Origin of the sequence: Rhizobium tumorigenes, assembly GCF_003240565.2 — a bacterium.
In the GTDB taxonomy this organism is placed as follows: domain Bacteria; phylum Pseudomonadota; class Alphaproteobacteria; order Rhizobiales; family Rhizobiaceae; genus Rhizobium; species Rhizobium tumorigenes.
On sequence record NZ_CP117255.1, the window covers coordinates 2,429,058 to 2,453,261 of the forward strand.

The following is a 24,204-nucleotide window of genomic DNA, read 5'->3' on the forward strand; positions in this document are numbered from 1 at the left end:
GTTGCCTGTCGATGCTGAGTTTTCTGGTTCCGATTGCCCTTCTGCTCGCAGCGGCGTTTGCCTACACCACCGTCAAGAGCCGGGCCATCACCGAGGCCAATCCGAACATCGGCACCCTCACCGACATCGGCGGCTACAATATCAATGCCCTCCACCTGAAACGCCCTGATGGCGCGGACCTGCCGCCTCTCGTCTTCGTCCATGGCGCGAGCGGCAATCTGCGCGACCAGATGCAGGCCTTCGCCGGCCCCCTCAAAGGCCGCGCCGAAATGCTGTTCGTTGACCGCCCGGGCCACGGCTATTCTGAGCGCGGCGGGCCAGACAATGCCTTTCCGTCGGGACAGGCGGATGCCGTCGCAAAGTTGCTGGATAAACTGCAGGTCGGCCCCGCCATAATAGTCGGCCACTCCTTCGGCGGTGCGATTGCCGCAGCCTTTGCGGTCCGCCATCCCCATAAGACCGCTGGCCTGCTGTTTCTTGCACCTGCCACCCATCCGTGGCCCGGCGGCGTTGACTGGTACTACCGGCTTGCATCGATGCCCGTTCTCGGCTGGCTCTTCGCACACACGCTGGTCATTCCGGCTGGCCTGCGAAAGCTCGATCAAGGCACTATCAGCGTCTTCAGCCCCAACCCGCGGCCGCACGACTACATCGAAAAGACTGCGCCGGCGCTGGTCTTCCGGCCAGCCGTCTTCCGCGACAATGCCCGGGACGTCGTTAACCTGCTTGACTATGTGACGCGCGAATCGCAGCGATACCGCGAGATAACGGCGCCCACCGTCATCATCACCGGCGATTCGGACGACGTGGTGCTGGCCGAACTCCATTCCATCGGCTTGGAGCGCGACATCGTCGGCTCCGAACTGATCACCATTCGCAACCTCGGCCACAAGCCCGACTACATCGCCACCGACGTCGCCATTGCCGCCATAGAATGTCTTGCCGGTGCGCCACGTGACCTGCAGCAGGTGGCTCGCCTCGCGGAAATACGAATTGCCGCCGAGATCAGTTAGGACCCGTCTCCAGCGACCGGTGCCTGAATGCTGCAAGTGACGGACGCAACGCTTCCAGTATGATGGCAGCCAGGCGCTGGGTGGCGGGACTTTGCTCCGCGGCAGCACGGTGCAGCACGAGGTCGAGCTTCGGCAATGACGGCAGCCCAAGCTCTCCGTCAACCAGCGGCCGCAGCGTGCCGGGCAAACCGAGCGGCGTGCGCACCGTTATCCCGAGACCGGCCTCTGTCGCTGCCCACAGGCCACCGAGACTGGGGCTGACGAAAGCGACCCGCCAGCCGAGGCCAACACTATCCATCGCCTTGGTCGCAGCGGTCCTGAGCAGGCAAGGCGCCTCGAGCGTGGCGAGCGGCATCGGTTCGCCGCTATCGATCGTCCAGTCTATCCGGCCGTCCATCGGCCCCACCCAGCACATCGGCACCTCGCCGACAAGCTCGCAATGGGCGGTCCGCTCGCCATTGCTCCACGCCAGTGCCAGATCGAGCCGGCCGGACCGGACCCGCTCTATCAACTCGACGTTGCGTACCACCCGAGCCTCGATGCGCACTTTCGGATGAGCGCGGGCAAAGCGACCGAGAACTTCGGGAAGCAGCGCTTCGCCAAAATCCTCCTGCAAGCCGAGCCGGACCCAGCCTTCGAGTTCCATCCCCTGCACCGCCGTAAGCGCTTCATCGTTGAGGTCAAGCAGCCGGTGCGCATAGGCGAGCAGCGTTTCGCCGGCTTCGGTCAGCGCCAGCCCGCGGCCAGCCTTGCGAAAGATCGGCCTCCCCGCCTGCTCCTCGAGTTTCTTGATCCGCGCACTGACGGCAGACGTCGACCGCCCGACACGCTCTGCCGCCTTGGCAAAGGTACCGAGCTCGATGCCCGCGACGAAGCTTCTCAGAATATCGAGATCGAAGACGGGGTTGCTCATATCACTGTCCAGTTTATCAGGATTATTTATCCACTAATATCTGATTATCCGGACGGATAAAGGGTGCGATAGAAGTTGCGTCAACTTGTTTCCGAGAGAACCCTCATGCCCATTACCCGAATTTCCCTGATGCGCGGCAAATCGCCAGAATACCTCGCGATGCTGTGCGACACGTTTCACCGCGCCATGGTCGAGACTTTCGATGTCCCTTCCGCGGACCGGTTTCACGTCATCCACCAATGCTCGCCCGGCGAACTGGTCTTCGACCGCGACTACCTCGCCGGACCGCGCTCGGACGACTACCTATTTTTCGACGTCACCATCGGCAAGCCTCGCACCGCCGAGGTCAAGCAGGCATTCTATAGACGGGTGACGGAGCTGCTCGGCGACACCCTGGGTGTCCGTGCGGCGGACGTGATGATCGTCATTACCACCACCGGGCGCGAGGACTGGTCGTTCGGCAACGGCCGCGCCCAGATGACAGAGGCGGCATAACGTCATGCCGCAAAGCAAATTGGACCGCGTCCATAGAGCAGGCGAGGCTCTGCAGCAGGCACCCGACGGGATATCCAGCAAGCCATTTCTGCTCGAGACGCTCATCCCGACGCCGGAGGATGGTCTCGGCGCCATGATCGCCAAGCTGGAGCCGGGAACGCTGACCCACTGGCACAGCCATCCGCACGGCCAGATCCTCTACGTGCTCTCCGGCATCGCCTTGGTGCAGTGTGACGGCGGAGCGGTCGAGCATCTGCATGCCGGCGACTGCATCCGTTTCGAGCCAGGCGAGCACCACTGGCATGGATCCGGCGCGACGACGAGTTTGACCTATCTCAGCGTCCAGGCCGCACATGAAGGCACTGCCGTCACCTGGTTCGAGCCCGTCAATGAAGGAGACCGACAGTGATCGCCATGCAATACAATTTCGTGCTCCCCGCCGACTACGACATGGACATCGTCGACCGGAGAATCCGCGATAAAGGCCCTTTGCTGGACAACTTTCCGAATCTCGTCTTCAAGGCCTATCTCACTGCCCGCAAAGGCGACGCGACCACGGGGTCGAGAGACAATCTCTATGCGCCGCTCTATGTCTGGAACGGTGTCGAGGGACTGAACGATTTTATCTGCGGCTCCGGCTTTGCGGGCGTCAGCGCGGCCTTTGGTCGGCCGCAGGTAAACACATGGATCCTCTGGAATACCGCGATCGCCGCTGACATCCGAAAGGCTCGCTTCGCCACCCGGGAGATTTCCGATATCGCACCGGATGCCGATCTCGGCATGATGCGTGCGGCAGGCAGCGCGGATGCGACAGCTGACATCGAAACGGGTGCAGCACTGGCCTCGGTTTCGGCCTTCGATCCCCATAGCTGGAAACGTCTTCGCTTCCGGCTATGGCGGGAGATGCCACAGGCGCCGTTGCCGACCGACACACTTGGCTATCGTCTCGGCCATCTCTCGTTGCCCGAACGCGCCTGAAACCTCGGCGTTGGCCTAAATGCTGTCACCGGGACAATGTCTCTGTTCCATCGGGGATGACGAGATCCTATGCAGGGATGCCGCTACTTTTTCGAGATGGAGCTTTTCTTGGTCGATATCGCAATGATCGAAGCTGCCCGGGTGCGCCTTTCAGGCAAGGCACGGCGGACGCCTCTGCTGTCTTCGCCCTTTCTCGACGAAATTGCCGGGCGGCGCCTGTTCGTTAAGGCTGAGTGCCTGCAGCACACCGGCTCTTTCAAATTCCGTGGCGGATGGTCGGCGATCTCGGCGCTGTCGCCCGACGTTCGCGCACGCGGCGTCATCGCCTTTTCCTCCGGCAACCATGCTCAGGGTGTGGCGCTGGCGGCCCGCATGCATGGTATTCCCTCGGTCATCATCATGCCGTCGAATGCACCGAAGATGAAGATCGACAATACCCGCGCCTTCGGCGCAGAAGTGGTGCTCTACGACCGGGCCACTGAAGATCGCGACGAGATCGGCGCCCGGCTGTCGAGAGAACGCGGCCTGACGCTGATCCGGCCCTATGACGAACCGATGGTCATAGCCGGGCAGGCAACGACGGGGCTCGAGATCGCCGAGCAGGCGCTTGAAAACGATATCGGCGCGGCCGAAGTGCTGGTGCCATGCGGCGGCGGCGGTCTGACGTCGGGGATCGCACTGGCGCTCGAGGCCCGCGCGCCAGCCATGAAGGTGCGCCCCTGCGAGCCGGAAGGCTTCGACGACGCAACACGGTCGCTGGCGTCTGGCCGGATCGAACGCAATCTTTCGCTCTCCGGCTCGATCTGCGACGCGATCATCACGCCTCAGCCGGGCGAGATTACCTTCCCCATCATGCAGCGGCTCTGTGGCACCGGTCTCGTCGTGACGGACGCCGAAGCTCTGGCCGCCATGGCCTTGGCGTTTACCCGGCTGAAACTGGTGGTCGAACCGGGCGGCGCCGTCGCTCTGGCCGCCGCCCTCTTCCACGGCAGCGAACTCGCCGGCGACACGGTGATTGCCGTCACTTCAGGCGGCAACGTCGACAACGACGTCTTCCTGAAATCCCTCGGCCACTGACGGGGAGACTACCTCTCACGACCAGATAAGCCTTCAGACAAAAAAGTCCGGCGCTGAGACATCAGCGCCGGGCTTGTTTTACAAAGAATGTCGCCGCGCCTACTTGGCGGAGACGCGCCAGACTGTGTTGCCGGCATCGTCGGCAATCAGCAGGCCACCGGTTTTGTCAACGGCAAGGCCGACTGGCCGGCCACGTGTCTTGTTGTCGGCACCCATGAAGCCGGTGACGATATCCTGCGGCTTGCCATTCGGGCGACCATCGGCAAACGGGATGAAGACGACCTTGTAGCCGTTAAAGGTCTGGCGGTTCCAGCTACCGTGCTCGCCGACAAACGCACCGCCCTGATAGGCTACAGGCAGGTTTGTTCCCGTATAGAACGCCATGCCGAGAGGCGCGACGTGCGAGCTGAGCGCATAGTCCGGAACGACGGCCTTCTCGACGAGATCAGGCCGCTGCGGCATGACACGCGGATCGACGTGCTGTCCGTAATAGCTGTAAGGCCAGCCGTAGAACGCACCATCCTTCACCGAGGTCATGTAATCCGGCACCAGATTGGGGCCGAGTTCATCACGTTCGTTGATAACAGCCCAGAGCGCATGGCTCTTTGGCTCGAAGCTCAGCCCATTCGGGTTGCGCAGGCCGGTTGCAAACAACCGCGAACGACCGGTTTCCCTGTCGACTTCCCAGATCGCCGCACGGTCCTTCTCGGCACCGATGCCGTTTTCGGTGATATTGCTGTTCGACCCAACGCCGACATACAACAGCTTGCCGTCATCGCTGGCAACCAGGCTCTTGGTCCAGTGGTGGTCGATGGGGCCGCCCGGCAGGTCGACAAGCTTGACACCCGGCTCGGATATCTTGGTAGCGCCCGGCGTATAGGGAAACCGCATGATTGCATCGGTGTTGGCAACATAGAGATCGTTGCCAACAAGGGTTACTCCGAACGGCGAGTTCAGGTGATCGAGAAAGACTTCGTGAACTTCAGCCACCCCGTCCCCATCGGCATCGCGCAACAACGTGATCCGATTGCTTGCCTGCTGTGGCGGACTTCCGGTTGCGAAAGACTGAACCCAGCCCATGATCAGGTCCTTGGGACGTGTAATGGCGGCCGCAGGCGGCGCAACGGATTCCACCACAAGAACGTCGCCGTTCGGCAAGACGTAAAGGGATCTCGGGTGAACCAGCCCGGAAGCCAGCGCCTTGATCTGCATGCCCTCGGGCACAGTCGGCGTCTCGTCCTTCTGCCAGCCGACCACTGGGGCGACATGCATTGGCGGCACCAGGTATTGCGATTGTTCCGGCAGCGTCGGGTTGGCGCCGATTTCGCTCGTCGGATCCGGATCGCTGCCACCGCAGCCGGCGAGAGCGAACATCGAGGTGTAGGCGAGCGCGACAGCGAGCGAGCGGCGAATGGTTCTTGGGAAAATCACGGTGCGCATCACTCGACTACTCCTAGATCTTGGCGATAGACCGGCGTGCGGCCGAGCAAGCCACCGAGGATCAACACGATCAGCGTGGCTGCAGAGAGTACCAGGCCCGTTGGGACAACCGAGGTCCAGGCATCGCGGCTATGGATCAGGGCATTGAAAATGGCTAGCACCAAGGCAACACCGTTACCGAGCACGTAGATTGCCGAGAGACGGTTGACGCCGACAAGGCGGCCAATAAAGAAATCAACGAGGCAGACCAGCGCTGCCACTGCTCCGACCATCAGGCCGGCCGTCAGCAACCAGGCTGAAAAATTGGCCCACATCATTTCGGCAGTTCGCCAATAGGTGATGTCGGTGATCATCGTGCCAATGAAACAGGCAACGGCGAAATGCCACAGAATGGGAAATAGCGGAGGTTTAACGATCCTCACGGGATAGATAATGGGGTTTGTCATGGGGTTTTCTTCCAATGCCGCCAAATTGCGTCGTTGGCAAACCAGTTAGCCAGCCTTTCGTTCCGTCATTCCCGGTGCGACGCTGAATCCCCTCAAAACGGAAAAAGCTCCCGCGAAGGGAGCTTTTGAATATCTGACCGAAAAACCTCAGCCGCGACGCGCGAGCGAGAACTGTGCGCCGCTGTCAGACGTGCAATTTAGCTGGCTCGAGTTGACAAGCGCGCAATTGACCTTCGAAGTCGTCTTGCGGAGCATTGACGTCATGTTGATCTCGACGAGTCCGGGCGCGGTGTTGACATAGGTGCCGGAGGCGAGCAGCTGGTTGCTGTCGGTAGTCCGCGTGGAGAAGCCGCCGCCCTGGAAAGTCGAGATGATGCCGTTCGGATCGGCCCATGTGCCGTCCACCGTTTGCGGTGCCTGGCGGGTCGCGACCTGCATCGGCATCTGGCGAGGACCCTGATCCATACAGGAGGCGAGCGACAAGGCCGAGACAAGGAGGGCAAGGCTTGCTTTGATCTTCATGGTTCTTCCCCGAAATTCAGAATCGGCATCCGCCGCACACTTTGCAAAAAGATGGAGCGGCACCCTTCTGAAAGCAAGGCTCGGGCCGCCAATCCGCAGATTTATCCTTGAGGCGTAACAAAAATGCCCGCACCAACGATGCGGGCATTCCAAGTGCTAATCAGCCAGTCTTATCAACGAACGAGAACGTTCTTGAACTGCCATGGGTCCTTAGTGTCGATATCTTCCGGGAACAGCCCGGGACGACCGGTGAGCGGCGTCCAGTCCGTGTAGTGGCCTTCGACCGGACCGAGATAAGGCATCTGCACTTCGAGGCAGCGCTTGTAATCAATCTCGTCCGCCTCGACGATACCGGCATTCGGGTTCTCGAGCGCCCAGACCATGCCGGCGAGAACGGCCGAGGTGACCTGCAGGCCGGTGGCGTTCTGGTATGGCGCAATCCGGCGCGTTTCTTCGAGCGAGAGGCGCGAGCCGAACCAGTAGGCGTTCTTGTCGTGGCCATAGAGCAGCACGCCGAGTTCGTCGACACCCTCGACCAGTTCGTTCTCGTCGAGAACATGCATGACCGGCTGGGCGTTGCCACCATTGCCGAACATTTCATGCAGCGACAGCACGGCATCGTTGGCAGGATGGTAAGCATAGTGGCAGGTCGGACGGTAGGAGACGTCTCCGTCCTTGTCAGTCACCGTGAAGTAGTCGGAGATCGAGATCGACTCGTTGTGGGTGACGAGGAAGCCGTACTGCGCGCCGGGCGTCGGGCACCAGGTGCGAACGCGTGTGTTGGCGCCGGGCTGCTCGAGATAGATTGCCGCCTGGCAACCCTTCTTGTGCTTCTTGGCATTCTTCGGCATCCACTCTTCATGGGTACCCCAGCCGAGTTCGGCAGGCTGCAAGCCCTCCGAAATGAAGCCTTCGACCGACCATGTGTTCCAGAACACGTTGAGCGGCTTCGGGTTCTTGGTCAGCTGCGTATCGCGTTCGGCAATGTGGATGCCCTTGACGCCGACCTTCTTCATCAGCTTGGCCCAGCCTTCGCGGTCATGCTGGTCCGGCGCGTCGAACTTGATGTCGAGATCGTGGGCGAGATTGACGAGGCCCTGCTTGACGAACCACGAGACCATGCCCGGGTTCGCGCCGCAGGTGGAAACGGCCGTCGTGCCGCCCGGGTTCTTCTTCTTCTCATGGCGCAAGGTTTCGCGCAGCGCATAGTTGGTGCGGTCGGCGTTCTTCATGCTCTTGTCGAAATAGAAGCCAAGCCATGGCTCGATGACGGTGTCGATGTAGAGGACGTCAAGCTTGCGGCAAAGCTTCATCAGGTCGAGCGAGCCGGTGTCGACAGAAAGATTGACGCAGAAGCCCTGGCCGCCGCCTTCCGTGAGAAGCGGCTTCAGCAGCTCCTTGTAATTGTCCTTGGTGACGTATTCCTTGATATGGCGGATGCCATGCTCGGCAAGAATAGCCATGTCGCCTTCGTTTTCACGCGGGTCGATGACAACCATCCGGCTCTTGTCGAATTTGAAATGGCGCTCGATCAGGGGCAGCGTGCCGCGGCCGATGGAGCCAAAGCCGATCATCACGATCGGGCCGGTTATTTCGGCATATACCGGGTAGTTTTCCTGCTTCATTCTTTTCTCCTTCAAAGAGCGGAGGCTCTTTGGTGTCTGTCGATTCATCAGCAAACGCTTGACGATGGGTGAAGGGCTCTAATCACAAAACCCTGTCACAATAAAGGGTGGATGACCACCTCGCCGAGCGTAACTATAGCCTATCCGTCAAAGTCCCCTGGTGGAAAACCATAAGCCAGCGCTCGTCTTCTTCCCGCCGCCAGATCGAACTGCGCAGGGAGTGAACCGCATAACCCTCCATAGTCTCTCTGGTCGATCCGTAAGTCACCAGCGCAACATGCTCCGACAGCATGACTAGCCTCGGATTGTGCAAGGCACGTGACATGACCGGCTCTTCCGTCAGCAAGGCCGAAATGATGTCCGCAAAGCCGAACATGCGGCCGGAGCTGCCAATCTCCCGGAATTCCGGCGACAGCAGACCTTCAAGCGCCTCACTAGACGAGCGCACGACCGGATCGAACAGCCTTTCCTCAAGCTGGCGAAGATGCTCGAGCAATCCGTCCATGCCTCATCCCCTCAACAACTCAAGCCCATCCACCGTCCTCGTCAGCGCCACCTCGATGATCTCGTATCGGGCAACTCCATGCACCGTGAACGGATCGGCGGCGACATAGGCTTCCAGGTCGGCGCGCTCGCCCCGGGCAAGGATGACGCCGCCGGTGCGCGGGACTTTGCGACCGGATGCAAGAAACCAACCCTTGGCATATCCTTCGGCCACCCAGGCGATATGCGGCTCCATGACGGCGTCGGCCTCTTCATTGCTTTTGAGGTAGGTCAGGGAGAGGATAAACATGAAATTATTCCGGCGATAGGAGGGATAAGGCACCTGGAATACTTAGGCGATCGAAGCACCACCATCTACCACAAACCTCAGATTTCGCCCATATTTCCAGCAGTTACGAAAGTGAAGCGGGCCGCTAGCCTTGCACGAATATCGCCGGGATAAGGCCGCGCAAGGAATTTCCGACGTAGAGCTTGGCCTCAGCAAGATCCGACACCGTCAGCCGAGAGGTCCGGGCTTTGCGCGCGCAGATCAGTTCGCTGCGCAACACGCCGGCCAGCAGGCCGCAGGCAATCGGCGGCGTCAGCAGCATGCCGGAGCCGTCGTCGACAAAAACCGAGGTAATGGTACCTTCGCAGACGTCGCCCTTCTTGTTGAGCAACAGAACTTCATCGGCCTCGTCAGGGCTGAATTCGGCACGGGCGCGGTCATAGACCCCGCGTCGCGTGGTTTTCGCCCGAAGCAGCTTTTCGCTGGAATCGAGACGTGTGGCGGCGATGCGGACCCGCCATGTCACATCGGCAGCCAAAGGAACAAAACCGGCCGTGGTAACTGCAACAGTACCGGTACGGTTCATCGTCAGGCGGACACGCTGCGGGCTGGATGCGTCGCAAACGGCCGCGTCAAGCGCCGCTTCCACCTGCTCCGGTGCCGCAAAACCAAGACGTCGGGCAGAACGCTGCAGCCGCGCCAGGTGCAGCTTCAACCTGAGGAAGCCGAGGCCCGGCTCGTAGCGCAGGGTTTCGATCAGCGAGAAATCATCTACTGGGCTATCCACGCGTCCCCCACGGCAAACCGCGCCTTCAGCAAGCATTCCGCGTACTCCGCCTCGGCGGTCGAATCGAAGATGATACCGCCGCCGACGTTGAAGACAGCCTTGAAATCGTCGAACAGCGTGATCGTCCGGATGGCCACGGAAAAGCGCATGGGACCCTCAGGCGCAATCATGCCGATAGCACCGCAATAGGCGTCGCGGGGACCGACCTCCAGCCCATGGAGGATTTCCATCGCCCACATTTTTGGAGCGCCGGTGACCGAACCGCACGGAAAAAGCGCGGCAAAGATATCCCGGATCGACAGGTCAGGAAGGAGCTTTGCCTGGACGGAACTCACCATCTGGTGGACGGTCGGATAGCTCTCGATATCGAAAAGCCTCGGCGCCTCGACGCTGCCCGTCTCTGCGATCAGCGAAATGTCGTTGCGCAGGAGATCGACGATCATCCGGTTTTCAGCCTGGGTCTTGCCGTCCTGGCGCATCGCCTCGACGATGGCGGAGTCTTCGTCCGGCGTCAGTCCGCGCGGCGCCGTCCCCTTCATTGGACGGGTTTCGATCCAGCCGTCGGCGTCGACCCGGAAAAACAGTTCCGGCGAGCGCGACAAGATGACCGGGCCGGTGAGATCGACAAGCGCTCCATACTTGACCGGCTGTCGTTCGATCAGGGACCAGAAGGCGGCGCACGGATCGCCATTCCAGCGCGCCTCGATCGGCATCGTCAGGTTACCCTGGTAGCAATCACCGTTCCGGATGTGGCGGTGAAGCCGGTCGAAGCTTTTCTGATAGGCGACGAAATCCCACGCGGCCTTCGGATCCGTCAGAAAAGCCTCGTTTTCAAGACGACGCTGCGGCTGCGAGAGCGGATGGTCCGCAGCTGCCGGTCCGTCGAAGACCCCGAAAACCATCAGCGGCGTCTGGCGTCCCTCGGCAATCAGCGGCGCGAGCCTGTCCTCGAAGACGAAGCCGGCCTCATAGGCCATGTAGCCGGCCAGCCACCGGCCCGCCGCCTTCTCCCGCTGCATCCGCGCCAGACCGGCCAGCACCTCGGCGCCCGTATGAGCGACGATCACATCCAGGGGTTCGGCAAACAGCATCACCTGGCCGGTAGTATCGTCTCGGAAAAGGACTGATGCGGTGCTGGCCATGTGTGCGGCGTGGTTTGTCCTGCGTTTACACTTCGTTGTTTTATGACTCGTCCAGGGCCTCGAGTTCGTCGATAAGCCCTTCGATCATCGAAAGCCCCCTCGCCCAGAACGATGGATCGGTGGCGTCGAGGCCGAACGGCTTCAGCAATTCGGAATGATGCTTGGTGCCGCCGGCCTTTAGAAGCTCGAAATACTTGTCCTGGAACCCCGGCTCCGCCTTCTGGTAGACGGCATAGAGCGAATTGACCAGGCAATCGCCGAAGGCATAGGCATAGACGTAGAAGGGCGAATGGATGAAGTGCGGGATATACGTCCAGTAGGTCTCGTAGCCCTCTGAAATACGGATCGCCGGCCCGAGGCTTTCCTCCTGCACGGATAGCCAGAGCGCCCCGATATCCTCCGACGTCAGCTCGCCAGCCTTGCGCGCAGTGTGCAGTTTGCGTTCGAATTCGTAGAAAGCGATCTGGCGCACGACCGTGTTGATCATGTCCTCGACCTTCTGGGCGAGCATCGCCTTGCGCTCGCGCTTGTCAGTGGTCTTTTCCAGAAGAGCCCGGAAGGTCAGCATCTCGCCGAAGACCGAAGCGGTTTCGGCCAGCGTCAGCGGCGTCTGGCACATCAATGCGCCCTGCCCGCCGGCCAGCACCTGATGCACGCCGTGGCCGAGCTCATGGGCAAGGGTCATCACGTCGCGCGGCTTGCCGAGGTAGTTGACCAGCACATAGGGATGGGCGGAAGGCACTGTCGGATGCGCAAATGCGCCCGGTGCCTTGCCTGGCCGCACCGGCGCATCGATCCACTGCTCATCGAAGAAGCGGCGGGCGATTGCGGCCATCTCAGGCGCAAAGTCATTGTAGGCCGATAGCACTGTCTCCTTGGCGTCGCCCCAGGGAATGAGCACATTCGAGGTCTCCGGCAGCGGCGCGTTGCGGTCCCAGAAATCCATCTGCTCCATGCCGAGCCACTTGGCCTTCATCTTGTAATAGCGGTGCGACAGTCGCGGATAGGCATCACGAACCGCAGCGGCAAGCGCATCGACGACCTCGCGCTCGACCCGGTTGGCAAGATGCCGGCTGTCGGCGATGTCCTTGAAACCCCGCCAGCGGTCCGAAATGTCCTTGTCCTTGGCGAGCGTGTTTGTAATCAGCGTGAAGACCCGCAGATTAGCCTTGAAGGTGGCGGCCAGCGCCATGGCGGCTTTCTTGCGGACTGCCGTGTCGGGATCCTGCAGCAGGTTGAGCGTCATCTCCAGCGGCAACATCTCGCCGTCGATCTCGAAGCGCAACTCGGCCATGGTCTCGTCGAACAGACGATTGAAGGCGGCGGCCGACGTCATCGACTTTTCGAGGAACAATTGCTCGATCTTGTCCTCGAGTTGGTAGGGCTTGTCCTGGCGCAGGTCGACCAGCCAAGGACGATAGTGGCCGGCTTCAGGATCGTTCTGCATACAGGCATCGATCAGCACGTCGTCGAGCCTGTTGAGCTCAAGCGCGAAGAACAGCAGGTGCGAACTGGCTTCGGTAATCTTCGCCTGTACATCACCGTAGAGCTTGCCGTTGGCCGGATTACTGGTGTCCGAGAAGTAAGTCAGGCCGGCGAAGGAGGCGATCCGGCCCATGAGGTCGTCGAGCGCCTCGTATTCGCGCAGCGCCGCACCGATACCGGCTTCGCCCGTGCTCATCGCCGCGGTGCCGAGCCTGCCCTTCCACTTTTCCGCGAACGCAACCGACGCTGAAGCAGCCTTTTCCATGTTGGCGAGAAATGCTGGAGACGTTGCCGAGGGATAGAGATCCGCGAGCTTCCAGACGGGCAGATCTCCCAGTGCTGCATCTGCAGATGCTTTGACGGCAATGTCGGCCGAAAGGTTAAGAAAGGCGTGGAGCGAATGGCGGCTCATGGGCAGTTATCCTCTGCTTTCCTGGTCTGGCACGGTCATCTGTCGTGTCTAATGGGCCCTAACGATGGCGGCAAGCCGATTTTCGCGGTAAAATCACTGCCCCAGGCCGAAGTTGTGCTGATCGTGCATTGATTAAAATGCCGTTATTTCTCAGAACTGGATGTTCAATCCTGTCTGCCAAAATCACCTCAAGTTTCGCATGAGGTGAGGCACTAATGACCATACATAATGACGCCAAGGTCGGCGCGCAGATTCTCATCGTCGAGGATGATCCGGTCCAGCGCCGGCTTCTGAAGAACGCTGTCGAGCGGCATGGCTATGCGACGTTGCTGGCCGAGAACGGTCGGCTCGGGCTACAGGTCCTCAAAGAGAACAGCGGCCGCGTCAATGTCATCGTGCTCGATCTGATGATGCCGGAAATGGGCGGGCTGGAATTTCTGGCCGCCCTTCACGAGATGGGCACCGACATACCGGTGATCGTCCAGACAGGCCAGGGCGGCATCGAAACCGTGGTGCAGGCGATGCGCGCCGGCGCTTTCGATTTCGTCGTCAAGCCGGTTTCGCCCGAACGCATCGCAAGCGCCATTCACGGCGCCCTGAAGCTCGACCAGCGCGAAGCCAAAGCGCGGGCCGGCCGCAAGACGCGCTCCGGCAGCATCGGCTTCGACGACATCATCTCCGCCAGTCCGGCGATGATCCGCATCACCGACCTCGCCCAGCGGGCAGCGCTTTCGAACATCCCCGTGGTGCTCGAGGGCGAATCCGGCGTCGGCAAGGAATTGGTGGCACGCGCCATACAGTCGGCCAGCGACCGCGCCAACAAGCCTTTCATCACCGTCAACTGTGGCGCCATCCCCCACAACCTCGTCGAAAGCATCCTCTTTGGCCACGAAAAGGGTGCGTTCACCGGCGCCACAGAGCGCCATGTCGGCAAGTTCATGGAAGCCGATGGCGGCACGCTGTTCCTCGACGAAGTTGGCGACCTGCCTGTCGAGGTGCAGGTGAAGCTGCTGCGCGCCGTACAGCAGGGCGAAATCGAAACGATCGGCGCCCGCACGACGCAAAAAGTCAATGTCAGGCTGATCTCCGCCACAAACAAGGACCTGATCGAGGAAGTGAAGGCCGGGCGGTTCCGCGAGGATCTCTATTACCGCCTCAACGTCTTCCCGATCACCATGCCGGCGCTGCGCCGGCGCAAGGAAGATATCCCGCATCTGGTACGCGTCTTCGTCGAGCGCTTTTCCGCCGAGCAGAAGATCGGTCACACGCTCGGCATCAGCGCCGGCGCCATGGCGCTGCTGACAGCCTACGACTGGCCCGGCAATATCCGCCAGCTCGAAAACGCCATCTTCCGCGCCGTCGTCCTGGCGCAGGGCTCCGATCTGGTCGAAGCGGATTTTCCGCAGATCGCCGCTCAACTGCCGGGCTACCTCACCTCGGAACAGATGGCTGCCGGCGGCATCTCCAGGCGTGCCATGGGCGAAGGCGGTCTTTCGCTCGTGGGCGGGCGAGAATCGGACCACGTCGAGAGCGTCACCAACGAATCACCGGCGCCCCAACCGGCTGAAAAAACCGATGTTTCGGTTCCCGACAATCAGATCGCCAGCACCGGTCCGTCCGGAGAAGTGCGGAAACTGGCCGACATAGAGGAGGAATTGATTCGTTTTGCACTGAAATTTTACCGCGGCCAGATGAGCCAGGTAGCCCGAAAACTAGGCATTGGCCGCTCTACCCTCTACCGCAAATTGAAGGATTACGGTATAGATCCGGATGACCCACAGAAAAACGCTGCCTGATCGCCTTCTTAACGTTCGGGCAAGCATATTCCGTTACTGGTCGTAAAGCTCTTGTTAGTGGATCGTTCACTATGTAAGAAGTGGTTGAACATGTGTGGCATTTTTGCCATCGTGTGACCGCAATTGACAGACATTTGGAACGTTATGCGGCATTTGCTGTCGGACGGGGATCGACTTGCAGAAACTGAATGGGAATTCCAAGCGTAAAGGCTTGAACTGGCGCACCGTATGTTCGGATATTTGCGTGAAGACGGCCAGGGCGCTTGCCATTGGTGCGGTCGCCATCGCAGTTTCGACGCCGGTTTTCGTGGGTTCACCTTCACAGGCGGAAGGCGAGACGCGCAGCCTCAAGATCTACTACGTCCATACGGGCGAAAAGGCTGTGATCACCTACAAGCGCAATGGCAAGTTCGACCCGCGTGGTCTTGAGCAGCTCAACCGCATCCTGCGCGACTGGCGCAAGAACCAGCCGACCAAGATGAACCCCCGGCTTTTCGACCTGATCTGGGAAGTCTACCGCGAGAGCGGTTCGCATGAATTCATCAACGTCGTCTGTGGCTTCCGCTCGCCCGATACAAACGAGATGCTACGCACCCGCAATGCCCACACTGGCGTTGCGAAGAAGAGCCAGCACATGCTTGGCAACGCAATGGATTTCTACATTCCCGACGTCAAGCTCGCCAAGCTGCGCGAACTCGGCATGAAATTGCAGACCGGCGGCGTCGGCTACTATCCGACATCGGGCTCGCCTTTCGTTCACATGGACGTCGGCGGCGTTCGCGCCTGGCCGCGCATGGATCGCCAGGATCTTGTCCGGCTGTTCCCGAACGGCAAGACGATGCATATCCCGGCCGACGGCAAGCCGCTTCCAGGCTACGACCAGGCAGTCGCCGACTACAAGCGCCGCATGTCTTCAGACGATATCCAGGTTGCCAGCGTTTCGCCCACCAAGCATCGCGGCTTCTTCGCGACGCTGTTTGGCGGCGGCGGGGCTGACGAGGCCGAAGATAATTCCGATGCAGAATCCACGCCGACAAAGGCAGTGGCCACGACAACGTCCACGCCGCGCCAGCAGGCTCCGGCAGTCGTCCAGCCAACGGATGATGAGGAAGCACCTCAGACTGCCGTGGCGAGCCTCAATGCGCCGATCCCGGCTGTCCGGCCTTCCTTCGGCAATCTGGCTGGTGGCAGCGATGTCGCTTCTGCGCTGGTCTCGCCAAACCATAGCGCCGCCCAGGATGCGCTCTCCGCAGCTCTGCCGGCAAACGGCTCCTCATCCCTGCCGCAGTATACGGACCTGAGCTCGTTCAGCGTGCCTGTGCCATCGCTGCTTGGCCAGAGACGCGCACCCGGCGACGCCGAAATGCAGACGGCGTCCGCCGATCCGCTTAATTCGCAGGCCGACTCGCAGCTGTCTTCCGTTCCGGTTCCGGTGGAGCGTCCTGCGGTGGCTGAAAACCTTCTCGCTTCGGCGCAATCCGATACCGATGCCGAAGAAGACAATGCGGATGAAAATGCGTTGTCGCCTTCGGTCGTTGCCGCGCTCGAGCAGCATCGCAAGGACGAGGAAGTGCTGAATGCGCTTGCCGCAACGCCGATGCCGCCTGCAGCCCAGGCAATCGCCTCGGTGACGCCGCAGGTCGTTCCGACACAGCGGCCGGCTCAGCAGCGCCCGACGACGTCGGCACCGATGCAGATGGCGGCACTGGCTCCACAAACGAAGATAGCGCCGGCGACTAACAATGTCCGCTTCTACGACGCCTTCGATGCACCGACCGCCGATGACAGCAATATCGCCGCAGGTATCCCGACAAAGGGCGGACGCCCCAGCAAGAAGGACGCCGTTGTTGCAACGGCAGGCCGCGCCACCCTTCGCACTGAACCGAAGCTGACCGAAAAGATGGTCGAGCACTGGGCTCTCAGCAACGCCCGCCTCGAAACCGCGAGCCGCCCGGTAAAGGCTCCGCGTTTCGTCAGCCAGCAGCTACGCGCCCAGCCGACCACCGTCTATACGGAAGGCTTCAAGCAGCAGACCGCTGCTATTGACCCCGAACGCTTCAACGGCTCCGCCGTCAACTTCCTGCCGGTCAAGAAATTCGACACGCTGCAATAGCCATTACCCAAGCTTATAAAGAAAACCCGCCGGATCGCTTCGGCGGGTTTTCTGTTTGAATGCTGAAGTGCTTTCTGGAGAAGGGCCCGAGTGGGCTATTCCATACCCAGTGCGGCCATGTAGGTCTGCAGGATGGTTTCTTCTTCCATGCGCTCGTTGGCGTCTTTCTTGCGGAGGCGGATGATGGTGCGGATGGCCTTGGTGTCGTAACCGCGGCCCTTGGCTTCGCCCATGACATCCTTGATATCGCCGCTGATGGCTGCCTTCTCTTCTTCCAGACGCTCGATGCGTTCGATGAACTGCTTCAGTTCGGCGGCCGCGACCGGCTCTGCGCCCATTACTTCACTCATGGATTTCTTTCCTCGCTAGACAGATGATGCGGGCCGTTAAACGCAAGCAGCTGGCCGACAGCCGTGTCGACGGCAGGTGCCGCTTGTTGGACGGACGGGTGGTTTGATCGCGGGATGACGTGCCGCGAACGGCGCTGGAGGTCAAGCCGATTTGGTAAAGGTTGACCTATTCTTTTGGCTTGCTGGTTTCAAACGCGGCTTTTTGCACAGGCGTCGCCTCGATCTGGTGGAGGCTCTGCCACTCTTCGTAGGGCATGCCGTAGATGATCTCGCGCGACTCTTCCTTGCTGAGCGGCACGCCGCGCTCATTGGCCGCCTCGCCATACCAGCGCGACAGGCAGTTTCGGCAGAAACCGGCAAGGTTCATGAGGTCGATGTTCTGGACGTCGCTGCGCTCGGCGAGATGAGCGACCAGCCTGCGAAAGGCGGCAGCTTCGAACTCGGTTTGCTGTTCCTTGCTGAGTTCGGTCATTTTGTCTCCTTAAGCCGTTGGATAGGGGCCGGTGCGTGACGGAAATACCTTATACTCGTGCAACGCAGGATCGGCATTCATGGCCGCGAAGATCGGTGCCAGCCGATCGGCCCAGTCTGCAACGCCTTCGGCGTCGCCGATCAGGTCCTGGCGCACCTCCAGTAGAGTGTGCGGAATGCCGGTCACCATGCAGTGCCGGTAGAGCGTGTCACCGCGCAGCGCACCGTCATAGGGTTCGTTATCTCCGACAACCAGGCCTTCGGCCCGCAGCATGGAGAGCAGCGGCAGGACGGCGCGATCGTCGGTGTCCCAGAGGACCGCCGCATGCCAAGGACGCGGCACGCCCTTCCAGGCGGGCGTATAGGAATGCAGAGACAACACCAGCGGTGCCTTCCCGCTTTCAGCCGCCACACTGGCAATCACCTCTGCCAAGGCATCGTGATAGGGACGGTGATAGGTTGCAATGCGGTTCATCCATTCGGCGTCCGAAATCGGATGATTGCCGGGAATGATCGCGCCATCGGAGATTTTCATGATCAGCGTCGGATCGTCTTCGCCGCGATTGGGATCGATCAGCAATCGCGAAAAACCGCTGAGCACGGCGGGCACGCCCAGCATGCGCGACAGCCTCCGGCACAAATCCTCGACGCCGATGTCATAGGCAATATGCCGCTCGAAAGCAGCGGCCGGCAATCCGAGCTGATTGTAATGTGGCGGCAGCCGGTTCATGGCGTGATCGCCGAGGATCACCATGCCCCTGTCACGATTGCCGTCTATGATTTCGAAAGCGTTGAAGTCATGCATGCGCGGGTGCTGCCAGCCTCATTTCGGTCCGCTGCTTGATCGCATGCAGGACGCCGAGGTGCAAGGTTTGCATGATATCGTGGCGGGTTTGGGGTTGCCGATGACAATGGCGTGAACGAATATAATCGATTAGCATTGCGTTGACATTCCGGGGATGGCAGCGCAAGAAGACGGGAGAACGAATAATCATGGAGCCCATTGGAAGCAGTGTCCAGCCAAGTCGCGCCCAGTTTCGTTAAGCGGTCAAATCCGCTCGTCAAGCTCGCCCTTTTTGCCCTGGCCGCAGCCTCGCCGTTTATCCTGCCGAATGTTGCACTTGCGGATTTCCGCGTCTGCAACGGCACGCAAAACCTGGTCGGCGTAGCCATCGGCTACCGTGCAAAGCAGGGTTGGGTGACGGAAGGATGGTGGCAGGTCCCAGCCACCACATGCGCCACTCTGATCGAAGGTCCGTTGCAGTCACGTTATTATTATCTCTACGCCGAGGACGCTGCCCGTGGTGGCCGCTGGACTGGCGATGTGGAAATGTGCGTGGCTGAAAACGAGTTCAAGATCGAGGGCGTCAAGGACTGCTACGCACGCGGTCACCAGAAAATGGGATTCAAGGAATACGACACGGGGAGGCAGGCGAGCTGGATGGTTCAGTTGTCCGACACCCCGGGAAGCCAAGAAAGCCAGAATTGATGAAACGCAATAGAAACGTCAAAATCCTCGCCACACTCGGTCCCGCTTCTTCTGACGAGGCGATGATCCAGAAGCTTCATGAAGCAGGCGCCGATCTGTTCCGCATCAACATGAGCCATTCCAGCCATGAGATGATGCGCACGCTGGTGTCTCGCATCCGCGCCGTCGAAGCCCGCTGCGGCCGGCCGATCGGCATTCTCGCCGACTTGCAGGGACCAAAGCTGCGCGTCGGAAAATTCGCCGATACCAAGGTCACGCTCGTCCCAGGCCAGACCTTCACGCTCGACGGCAACGACACGCCGGGCGACAACAAGCGCGTCTTCCTGCCGCATCCTGAAATTCTGGAATCGGTGAAGGCCGGCGACCGCCTGCTGATCGACGACGGCAAGTTGCACCTGCGCGCTGAAACATGCGACGGCAAGACGATCGTCACCAAGGTCATTTCCGGCACCACCATTTCCGACCGCAAGGGTGTCAGCCTTCCCGATACCCTGCTGACGGCAGGCGTGCTTACCGACAAGGACCGCGCCGATCTCGACGCCGTTCTCGCAGTCAACGATGTCGACTGGGTTGCCCTGTCGTTCATCCAGCGCCCGGAAGACCTCACGGAAGTCCGCGAGATCGCCCAGGGCCGCGTTGGCCTGATGTCGAAGATCGAAAAGCCGCAGGCTATGGAGCGGATCGACGAGATCATCGAACTCTCCGACGCTCTGATGGTTGCCCGTGGCGACCTTGGCGTCGAAATGCCGCTCGAAGCCGTTCCCGGCATCCAGAAGCAGCTCATCCGCGCCTGCCGCAAGGCCGGCAAGCCGGTCGTCGTCGCCACGCAGATGCTGGAATCGATGATTTCGGCTCCTGTCCCGACCCGCGCCGAAGTGTCGGACGTTGCCACCGCCGTCTTTGAAGGCGCCGATGCCGTCATGCTGTCGGCCGAATCTGCCTCCGGCGATTATCCCATCGAAGCCGTCGCCACCATGGCGTCGATTGCCCGCACCATCGAGCGCGAGCCGCATTATCCTGGCATCATCTATGCTCAGCGCCCTCAGCCTGAGGCAACCGGCGCCGACGCCATCTCGCTGGCCGCCCGCCAGATTGCCGAAACGCTGAAGCTGACAGCCATCGTCTGCTACACATCGTCCGGCGGCACAGGCCTGCGCACCTCCCGCGAGCGCCCGAACGTGCCGATCCTGGCACTCTCGCCAAGCGTCCAGACAGCCCGCCGCCTCTCCGTTGTCTGGGGCCTGCATTGCGTCGTCACCCACGATGCGACCGACCTCGACGACATGGTCAACCGCGCATGCCGCATCGTCGTTGCCGAAGATTTCGGCAAGCCCGGCGACCGCGTCATCATCTCGGCCGGCGTTCCGCTTGGAACACCGGGCGCCACCAACATGCTGCGTCTGGCCTATATCGGCTCGGACGGCCAGGGCGGCATCTGATCGATAGCCTCCGATAAAGACAAGCCCGCTGCCTTGCAAAAAGGCGGCGGGCTTTTTCGTGGCTGCGACCCGCCGACTTTCAAGGCTGCACCGGAGCCGTCACGGGTTGCACCGAAGCCAGAACATCATCATTGTACGGCTGCCATGAAGAGGCTCTAGGAGAGACGGCGGGGGGCTGCGCCGCAGCGCGACTTGCCAAACAGGAGAGAGAGATGAGGAAAACCGCCAGGTTCGGTCTTTTGACCATTGCGGTAGTGGCGCTCAGCGCCGGTACGGCCTTCGCCGACTATCAGCTCAATATTCTGCACATCAACGACTTCCACTCCCGCGACGAGTCGATCAACAAATTCGACGCCACCTGCTCGGCAGACGAAGAGAGCAAGAACGAATGCTTCGGCGGCGCAGCCCGGCTGAAGACGGAAATCGACCTGCGCCGCAAGGCGCTTGCTGGTCAAAACGTCATCCTTCTCGACGCCGGCGACAATTTCCAGGGCTCGCTTTTTTACACGACCTACAAGGGCCAGGCAGAGGTGGAACTGCTGAATGCCATGAAGTTCGACGCGATGACCGTCGGCAACCATGAATTCGACGATGGCGAAAGCGCACTGGCGCCGTTTCTCGACAAGGTCCAGTTCCCGGTACTCGGCGCCAACGTGCTGACCGATTCGGAATCGAAACTCGGCGACCGCATCAAGAAATCAGTCGTGCTGGATGTCGGCGGACAGAAGATCGGCATCGTCGGCGTCGTAACAACGGATACGCCTGCCCTTGCCTCGCCCGGGCCGCACGTCAAGATCACCGATGACGCCCAGGCGATCAACGCCGAAGTCGACCTGTTGAAGTCGCAGGGCGTCAACAAGATCGTGGCGCTCACCCATGTCGGCTACCACAGGGACCTGGACGCGATTGCCAAGATCCCCGGCGTCGACGTCGTCGTCGGTGGCCATTCGCACACCCTGCTGTCGAACACCGACCCGAAGGCGGAAGGCCCCTACCCGACCATGGTCGACAATCCCGGCGGCTACAAGGTCCCGGTCGTCACCGCCGCATCCTACAGCCGATATCTCGGCGACATCGTGATCACCTTCGACGACAACGGCGTCGTCAAGGAAGCCAAGGGTGACCCCATTCTGCTCGATTCCTCGGTGACCCCTGATCCGGCCATGCTGGCCCGGGTCCAGGAGTTGGCAAAGCCGATCGCCGAGGTTCGCAAGAAGGTCATCGGCAAGTCCGAAGGCCCCATCGAGGGCGCTCGCGAAGTCTGCCGGGCGCAGGAATGCTCGATGGGCAATCTCGTCTCCGATGCGATGCTCGACCGCACCAAGGCGCAGGGAATCAGCATCGCCATCCAGAACGGCGGCGGCCTCCGGGCCTCCATGCCATCGGGCGATCTGACGATGGGCGATGTCCTCACCGTGCTGCCCTTCCAGAACACTGTCGCCACCTTTCAACTGACAGGCGCCGACGTTGTCGCCGCACTTGAAAACGGCCTTAGCCAGATCGCCGACGGCGCCGGCCGCTTTCCGCAGGTGTCCGGCATCAAATACACCTTCGACAAGACCGAGCCCGCCGGCAGCCGCGTCGTTTCGGTCGAAGTCATGGAGGGCGATCGCTACGTGCTGCTCGATCCGAAGAAGACCTACGGCGTCGTCTCCAACAACTACATGCGCTCCGGCGGTGACGGCTATACGGTGTTCTCGACAAACGGCCAGAATGCCTACGACTTCGGTCCCGATCTCGAGCAGGTCGTCGCCGACTACCTGGCGGCCCATAATCCCTACAAGCCTTACCTCGACGGCCGCGTGACGCAGGTCGCCGCCGCCTCGCCCAGCGCCCAGCCGGACGTGGTCAAGCCGACGGAAACTCAAATCGCTCCCTCTGGCGAGAAGCCGGCTGAAAAGCCGACGGTGGCAACCACGCCGACACCCGCGCCGATCACTCCGCCGCCTGCAGCGTCGACCACCACAGCGGCTTCACCGACACCGCCAGCACCGGCACCGGCACCGGCACCGGCGCCCGCCGCGAACCCGCCGGTTGCTGCAGAGCCAAGCGCCAAACCGAAGCTTCCGACGACCCACGTGATTGCCGCCGGCGATACGCTCTGGGATCTGGCCCAGACGTTTTACGGCGATGGCACCGACTGGAAAAAGCTCGCCGCCGCAAACCGCAATGCGAGCCCACGCCGCCTCTTGGTCGGCCGCGAACTGCAGGTTCCGGCCAAATAACGCCGTCGGGCCAACGCCAATCGCCGGTCCGGACTTTCCGGGCCGGTTTTTGTTTCTACATTTGAACCGATCCGCCGGGCCTGCGTAGAATAGATAACAATTTTTGAGATGAACGGACATTTTCCATGACGATAGACGTTTCCGCCCTCCCGGCAGGCCACCCGACTGTATCGATCGGCAAAGTCGGCGTCCTGATCGTCAACCTCGGTACACCCGATGGCACCGATTACAAATCGATGCGCCGTTATCTGCGCGAGTTCCTGAGCGACAAGCGCGTCATCGAGTGGTCGCGCTTCCTCTGGTATCCAATCCTCTACGGCATCGTCCTCAACACCCGCCCCGGCAAGGTCGGCAAGGCTTACGAGCAGATCTGGAACAAGGATCTGAATGAGAGCTACCTGCGCACCTACACGCGCAACCAGGCAACCCGCCTCACCGAAGCGCTGAAGGACCTGCCCAACGTCACCGTCGACTGGGGCATGCGCTACGGCCAGCCATCGATCGCATCCCGCATCGACGCGCTGAAGGCTGCCGGCTGCGACCGCATCCTGCTTTTCCCGCTCTATCCTCAATATGCCGCCGCAACGACGGCGACCGTCAACGACAAGGCCTTCGAGACGCTGCTGAAGATGCGCTGGCAGCCGGCACTGCGCACCGTGCCGCCCTATCACGACGACCCGGCCTACATCGAGGCTCTGGCGAACTCGGTGACCAACCATCTGGCAACGCTCGACTGGGAGCCGGAGATTATCATCACGTCGTTCCACGGCATTCCGATGTCCTACTTCAAGAAGGGCGATCCCTACCACTGCGCCTGCATGAAGACCGCCCGGCTGCTGCGTGAACGGCTCGGTTTCTCCAAGGAAAAGCTGATGATCACCTTCCAGTCGCGCTTCGGTCCGGAGGAATGGCTGCAGCCCTACACCGACAAGACCGTCGAGCGGCTGGCCAAGGAAGGCGTCAAGCGAATTGCCGTCATGAACCCCGGCTTCGTCTCGGATTGTCTGGAGACACTGGAAGAAATCGCCGGAGAGGCAATGGAGATCTTCCATCATGCCGGTGGCGAAAAATTCTCCCACATTCCATGCCTGAACGACAGCCCAGGCGGCGTCGCCGTGCTGGAAAAGGTCATCCGTCGTGAACTGCAGGGCTGGGCCTGAGGCTTGCAAGAGGTCAAGTTCATGCTTCGGGGACGCCTTGTCGGTCCATCTTAT

General features: G+C 61.0%; 24 protein-coding genes. 11 read left to right on the plus strand and 13 right to left on the minus strand.

All coding sequences use genetic code 11. The features are described 5' to 3' along the window. Positions 1-11 precede the first annotated feature (11 nt). Positions 12-1,013, plus strand: a complete 1,002-nt coding sequence (locus PR017_RS11905) for an alpha/beta fold hydrolase (protein WP_111222360.1) — start codon at positions 12-14, stop codon at positions 1,011-1,013. Here the strand turns inward: PR017_RS11905 and PR017_RS11910 are convergent. Then, positions 1,006-1,926, minus strand: a complete 921-nt coding sequence (locus PR017_RS11910) for a LysR substrate-binding domain-containing protein (protein WP_111222359.1) — start codon at positions 1,924-1,926, stop codon at positions 1,006-1,008. The genes PR017_RS11905 and PR017_RS11910 overlap by 8 nt on opposite strands. Before the next feature lie 105 nt (positions 1,927-2,031). Here PR017_RS11910 and PR017_RS11915 point away from each other — a divergent pair, with 105 nt between their 5' ends. The 4 genes from PR017_RS11915 to PR017_RS11930 all read left to right on the plus strand — a co-directional run bounded on the left by PR017_RS11915 (position 2,032) and on the right by PR017_RS11930 (position 4,476). Continuing rightward, entirely contained in the window at positions 2,032-2,421 is a 390-nt protein-coding gene (locus PR017_RS11915; RefSeq protein WP_111222358.1) for a tautomerase family protein, read from the plus strand. A gap of 4 nt (positions 2,422-2,425) precedes the next feature. Then, positions 2,426-2,830 (plus strand): cupin domain-containing protein, encoded by a 405-nt coding sequence (locus PR017_RS11920; RefSeq protein WP_111222357.1) that lies wholly within the window; start codon positions 2,426-2,428, stop codon positions 2,828-2,830. After that, complete coding sequence (locus PR017_RS11925) at positions 2,827-3,399, plus strand: DUF4865 family protein (RefSeq protein WP_111222356.1); 573 nt, start codon at positions 2,827-2,829, stop codon at positions 3,397-3,399. The genes PR017_RS11920 and PR017_RS11925 overlap by 4 nt, the downstream gene beginning before the upstream one ends. 108 nt (positions 3,400-3,507) lie before the next feature. Next, positions 3,508-4,476, plus strand: coding sequence for a threonine ammonia-lyase (locus PR017_RS11930; protein WP_111222977.1), 969 nt, complete (start codon positions 3,508-3,510; stop codon positions 4,474-4,476). Positions 4,477-4,575: 99 nt separating this feature from the next. Here the strand turns inward: PR017_RS11930 and PR017_RS11935 are convergent, their stop codons facing one another. The 9 genes from PR017_RS11935 to PR017_RS11975 form a co-directional block, all read right to left on the minus strand. Next, positions 4,576-5,850, minus strand: a complete 1,275-nt coding sequence (locus tag PR017_RS11935) for a PQQ-dependent sugar dehydrogenase (protein ID WP_240539161.1) — start codon at positions 5,848-5,850, stop codon at positions 4,576-4,578. Positions 5,851-5,915: 65 nt separating this feature from the next. Next, the gene (locus PR017_RS11940; protein ID WP_111222354.1) at positions 5,916-6,362 is read right to left on the minus strand and encodes a DUF2231 domain-containing protein; all 447 of its coding nucleotides are present in this window, start codon (positions 6,360-6,362) and stop codon (positions 5,916-5,918) included. Positions 6,363-6,509: 147 nt separating this feature from the next. Beyond that, the gene (omp10, locus tag PR017_RS11945) at positions 6,510-6,884 is read right to left on the minus strand and encodes an outer membrane lipoprotein Omp10 (RefSeq protein WP_111222353.1); all 375 of its coding nucleotides are present in this window, start codon (positions 6,882-6,884) and stop codon (positions 6,510-6,512) included. Positions 6,885-7,057: 173 nt separating this feature from the next. Further along, positions 7,058-8,509 (minus strand): homospermidine synthase, encoded by a 1,452-nt coding sequence (locus tag PR017_RS11950; RefSeq protein WP_111222352.1) that lies wholly within the window; start codon positions 8,507-8,509, stop codon positions 7,058-7,060. A gap of 133 nt (positions 8,510-8,642) precedes the next feature. Then, positions 8,643-9,014, minus strand: coding sequence for a nuclear transport factor 2 family protein (locus PR017_RS11955; RefSeq protein WP_111222351.1), 372 nt, complete (start codon positions 9,012-9,014; stop codon positions 8,643-8,645). Positions 9,015-9,017: 3 nt separating this feature from the next. Further along, complete coding sequence (locus tag PR017_RS11960) at positions 9,018-9,302, minus strand: YciI family protein (RefSeq protein WP_111222350.1); 285 nt, start codon at positions 9,300-9,302, stop codon at positions 9,018-9,020. A gap of 124 nt (positions 9,303-9,426) precedes the next feature. Beyond that, positions 9,427-10,104: an aminotransferase class IV family protein gene (locus PR017_RS11965; protein WP_111222976.1), complete on the minus strand. Its 678-nt coding sequence runs from the start codon at positions 10,102-10,104 to the stop codon at positions 9,427-9,429. Further along, positions 10,053-11,210, minus strand: a complete 1,158-nt coding sequence (locus PR017_RS11970; RefSeq protein ID WP_111222349.1) for an aminodeoxychorismate synthase component I — start codon at positions 11,208-11,210, stop codon at positions 10,053-10,055. Before PR017_RS11970 ends, PR017_RS11965 begins: the two co-directional genes overlap by 52 nt. Positions 11,211-11,250: 40 nt before the next feature. After that, complete coding sequence (locus PR017_RS11975; RefSeq protein WP_111222348.1) at positions 11,251-13,107, minus strand: M3 family oligoendopeptidase; 1,857 nt, start codon at positions 13,105-13,107, stop codon at positions 11,251-11,253. 215 nt (positions 13,108-13,322) lie between these two features. Between PR017_RS11975 and PR017_RS11980 the strand changes: the two genes are divergently transcribed. Both PR017_RS11980 and PR017_RS11985 read left to right on the plus strand, forming a co-directional pair. Continuing rightward, a complete protein-coding gene (locus PR017_RS11980; protein ID WP_111222347.1) occupies positions 13,323-14,903 on the plus strand; it encodes a sigma-54-dependent transcriptional regulator in 1,581 nt (526 codons plus the stop codon). Positions 14,904-15,078: 175 nt separating this feature from the next. Next, positions 15,079-17,016 carry a peptidoglycan L,D-endopeptidase MepK gene (locus PR017_RS11985; RefSeq protein WP_111222346.1) on the plus strand — a complete coding sequence of 646 codons (1,938 nt, stop codon included), beginning with the start codon at positions 15,079-15,081 and terminating at the stop codon, positions 17,014-17,016. 95 nt (positions 17,017-17,111) lie between these two features. On the opposite strand, the gene PR017_RS11990 is transcribed toward PR017_RS11985, so the two are convergent. The 3 genes from PR017_RS11990 to PR017_RS12000 all read right to left on the minus strand — a co-directional run bounded on the left by PR017_RS11990 (position 17,112) and on the right by PR017_RS12000 (position 18,642). Continuing rightward, positions 17,112-17,366 (minus strand): DUF2312 domain-containing protein, encoded by a 255-nt coding sequence (locus PR017_RS11990; RefSeq protein WP_111222345.1) that lies wholly within the window; start codon positions 17,364-17,366, stop codon positions 17,112-17,114. Positions 17,367-17,532: 166 nt separating this feature from the next. Further along, positions 17,533-17,838, minus strand: coding sequence for a DUF1244 domain-containing protein (locus PR017_RS11995; protein WP_111222344.1), 306 nt, complete (start codon positions 17,836-17,838; stop codon positions 17,533-17,535). A gap of 9 nt (positions 17,839-17,847) precedes the next feature. After that, positions 17,848-18,642 (minus strand): N-formylglutamate amidohydrolase, encoded by a 795-nt coding sequence (locus PR017_RS12000; RefSeq protein WP_111222343.1) that lies wholly within the window; start codon positions 18,640-18,642, stop codon positions 17,848-17,850. 198 nt (positions 18,643-18,840) lie between these two features. Between PR017_RS12000 and PR017_RS12005 the strand changes: the two genes are divergently transcribed. From PR017_RS12005 to hemH, 4 genes are all read left to right on the plus strand, one after another. Further along, positions 18,841-19,326 (plus strand): DUF1036 domain-containing protein, encoded by a 486-nt coding sequence (locus PR017_RS12005; protein ID WP_111222342.1) that lies wholly within the window; start codon positions 18,841-18,843, stop codon positions 19,324-19,326. Next, positions 19,326-20,765 (plus strand): pyruvate kinase, encoded by a 1,440-nt coding sequence (gene pyk, locus PR017_RS12010; RefSeq protein WP_111222341.1) that lies wholly within the window; start codon positions 19,326-19,328, stop codon positions 20,763-20,765. Before PR017_RS12005 ends, pyk begins: the two co-directional genes overlap by 1 nt. A gap of 212 nt (positions 20,766-20,977) precedes the next feature. Next, on the plus strand, positions 20,978-22,990 hold the full coding sequence (locus PR017_RS12015; RefSeq protein WP_111222340.1) for a 5'-nucleotidase C-terminal domain-containing protein: 2,013 nt from the start codon (positions 20,978-20,980) through the stop codon (positions 22,988-22,990). A gap of 125 nt (positions 22,991-23,115) precedes the next feature. Next, positions 23,116-24,150 (plus strand): ferrochelatase, encoded by a 1,035-nt coding sequence (hemH, locus tag PR017_RS12020; protein ID WP_111222339.1) that lies wholly within the window; start codon positions 23,116-23,118, stop codon positions 24,148-24,150. Positions 24,151-24,204: the final 54 nt, after the last annotated feature.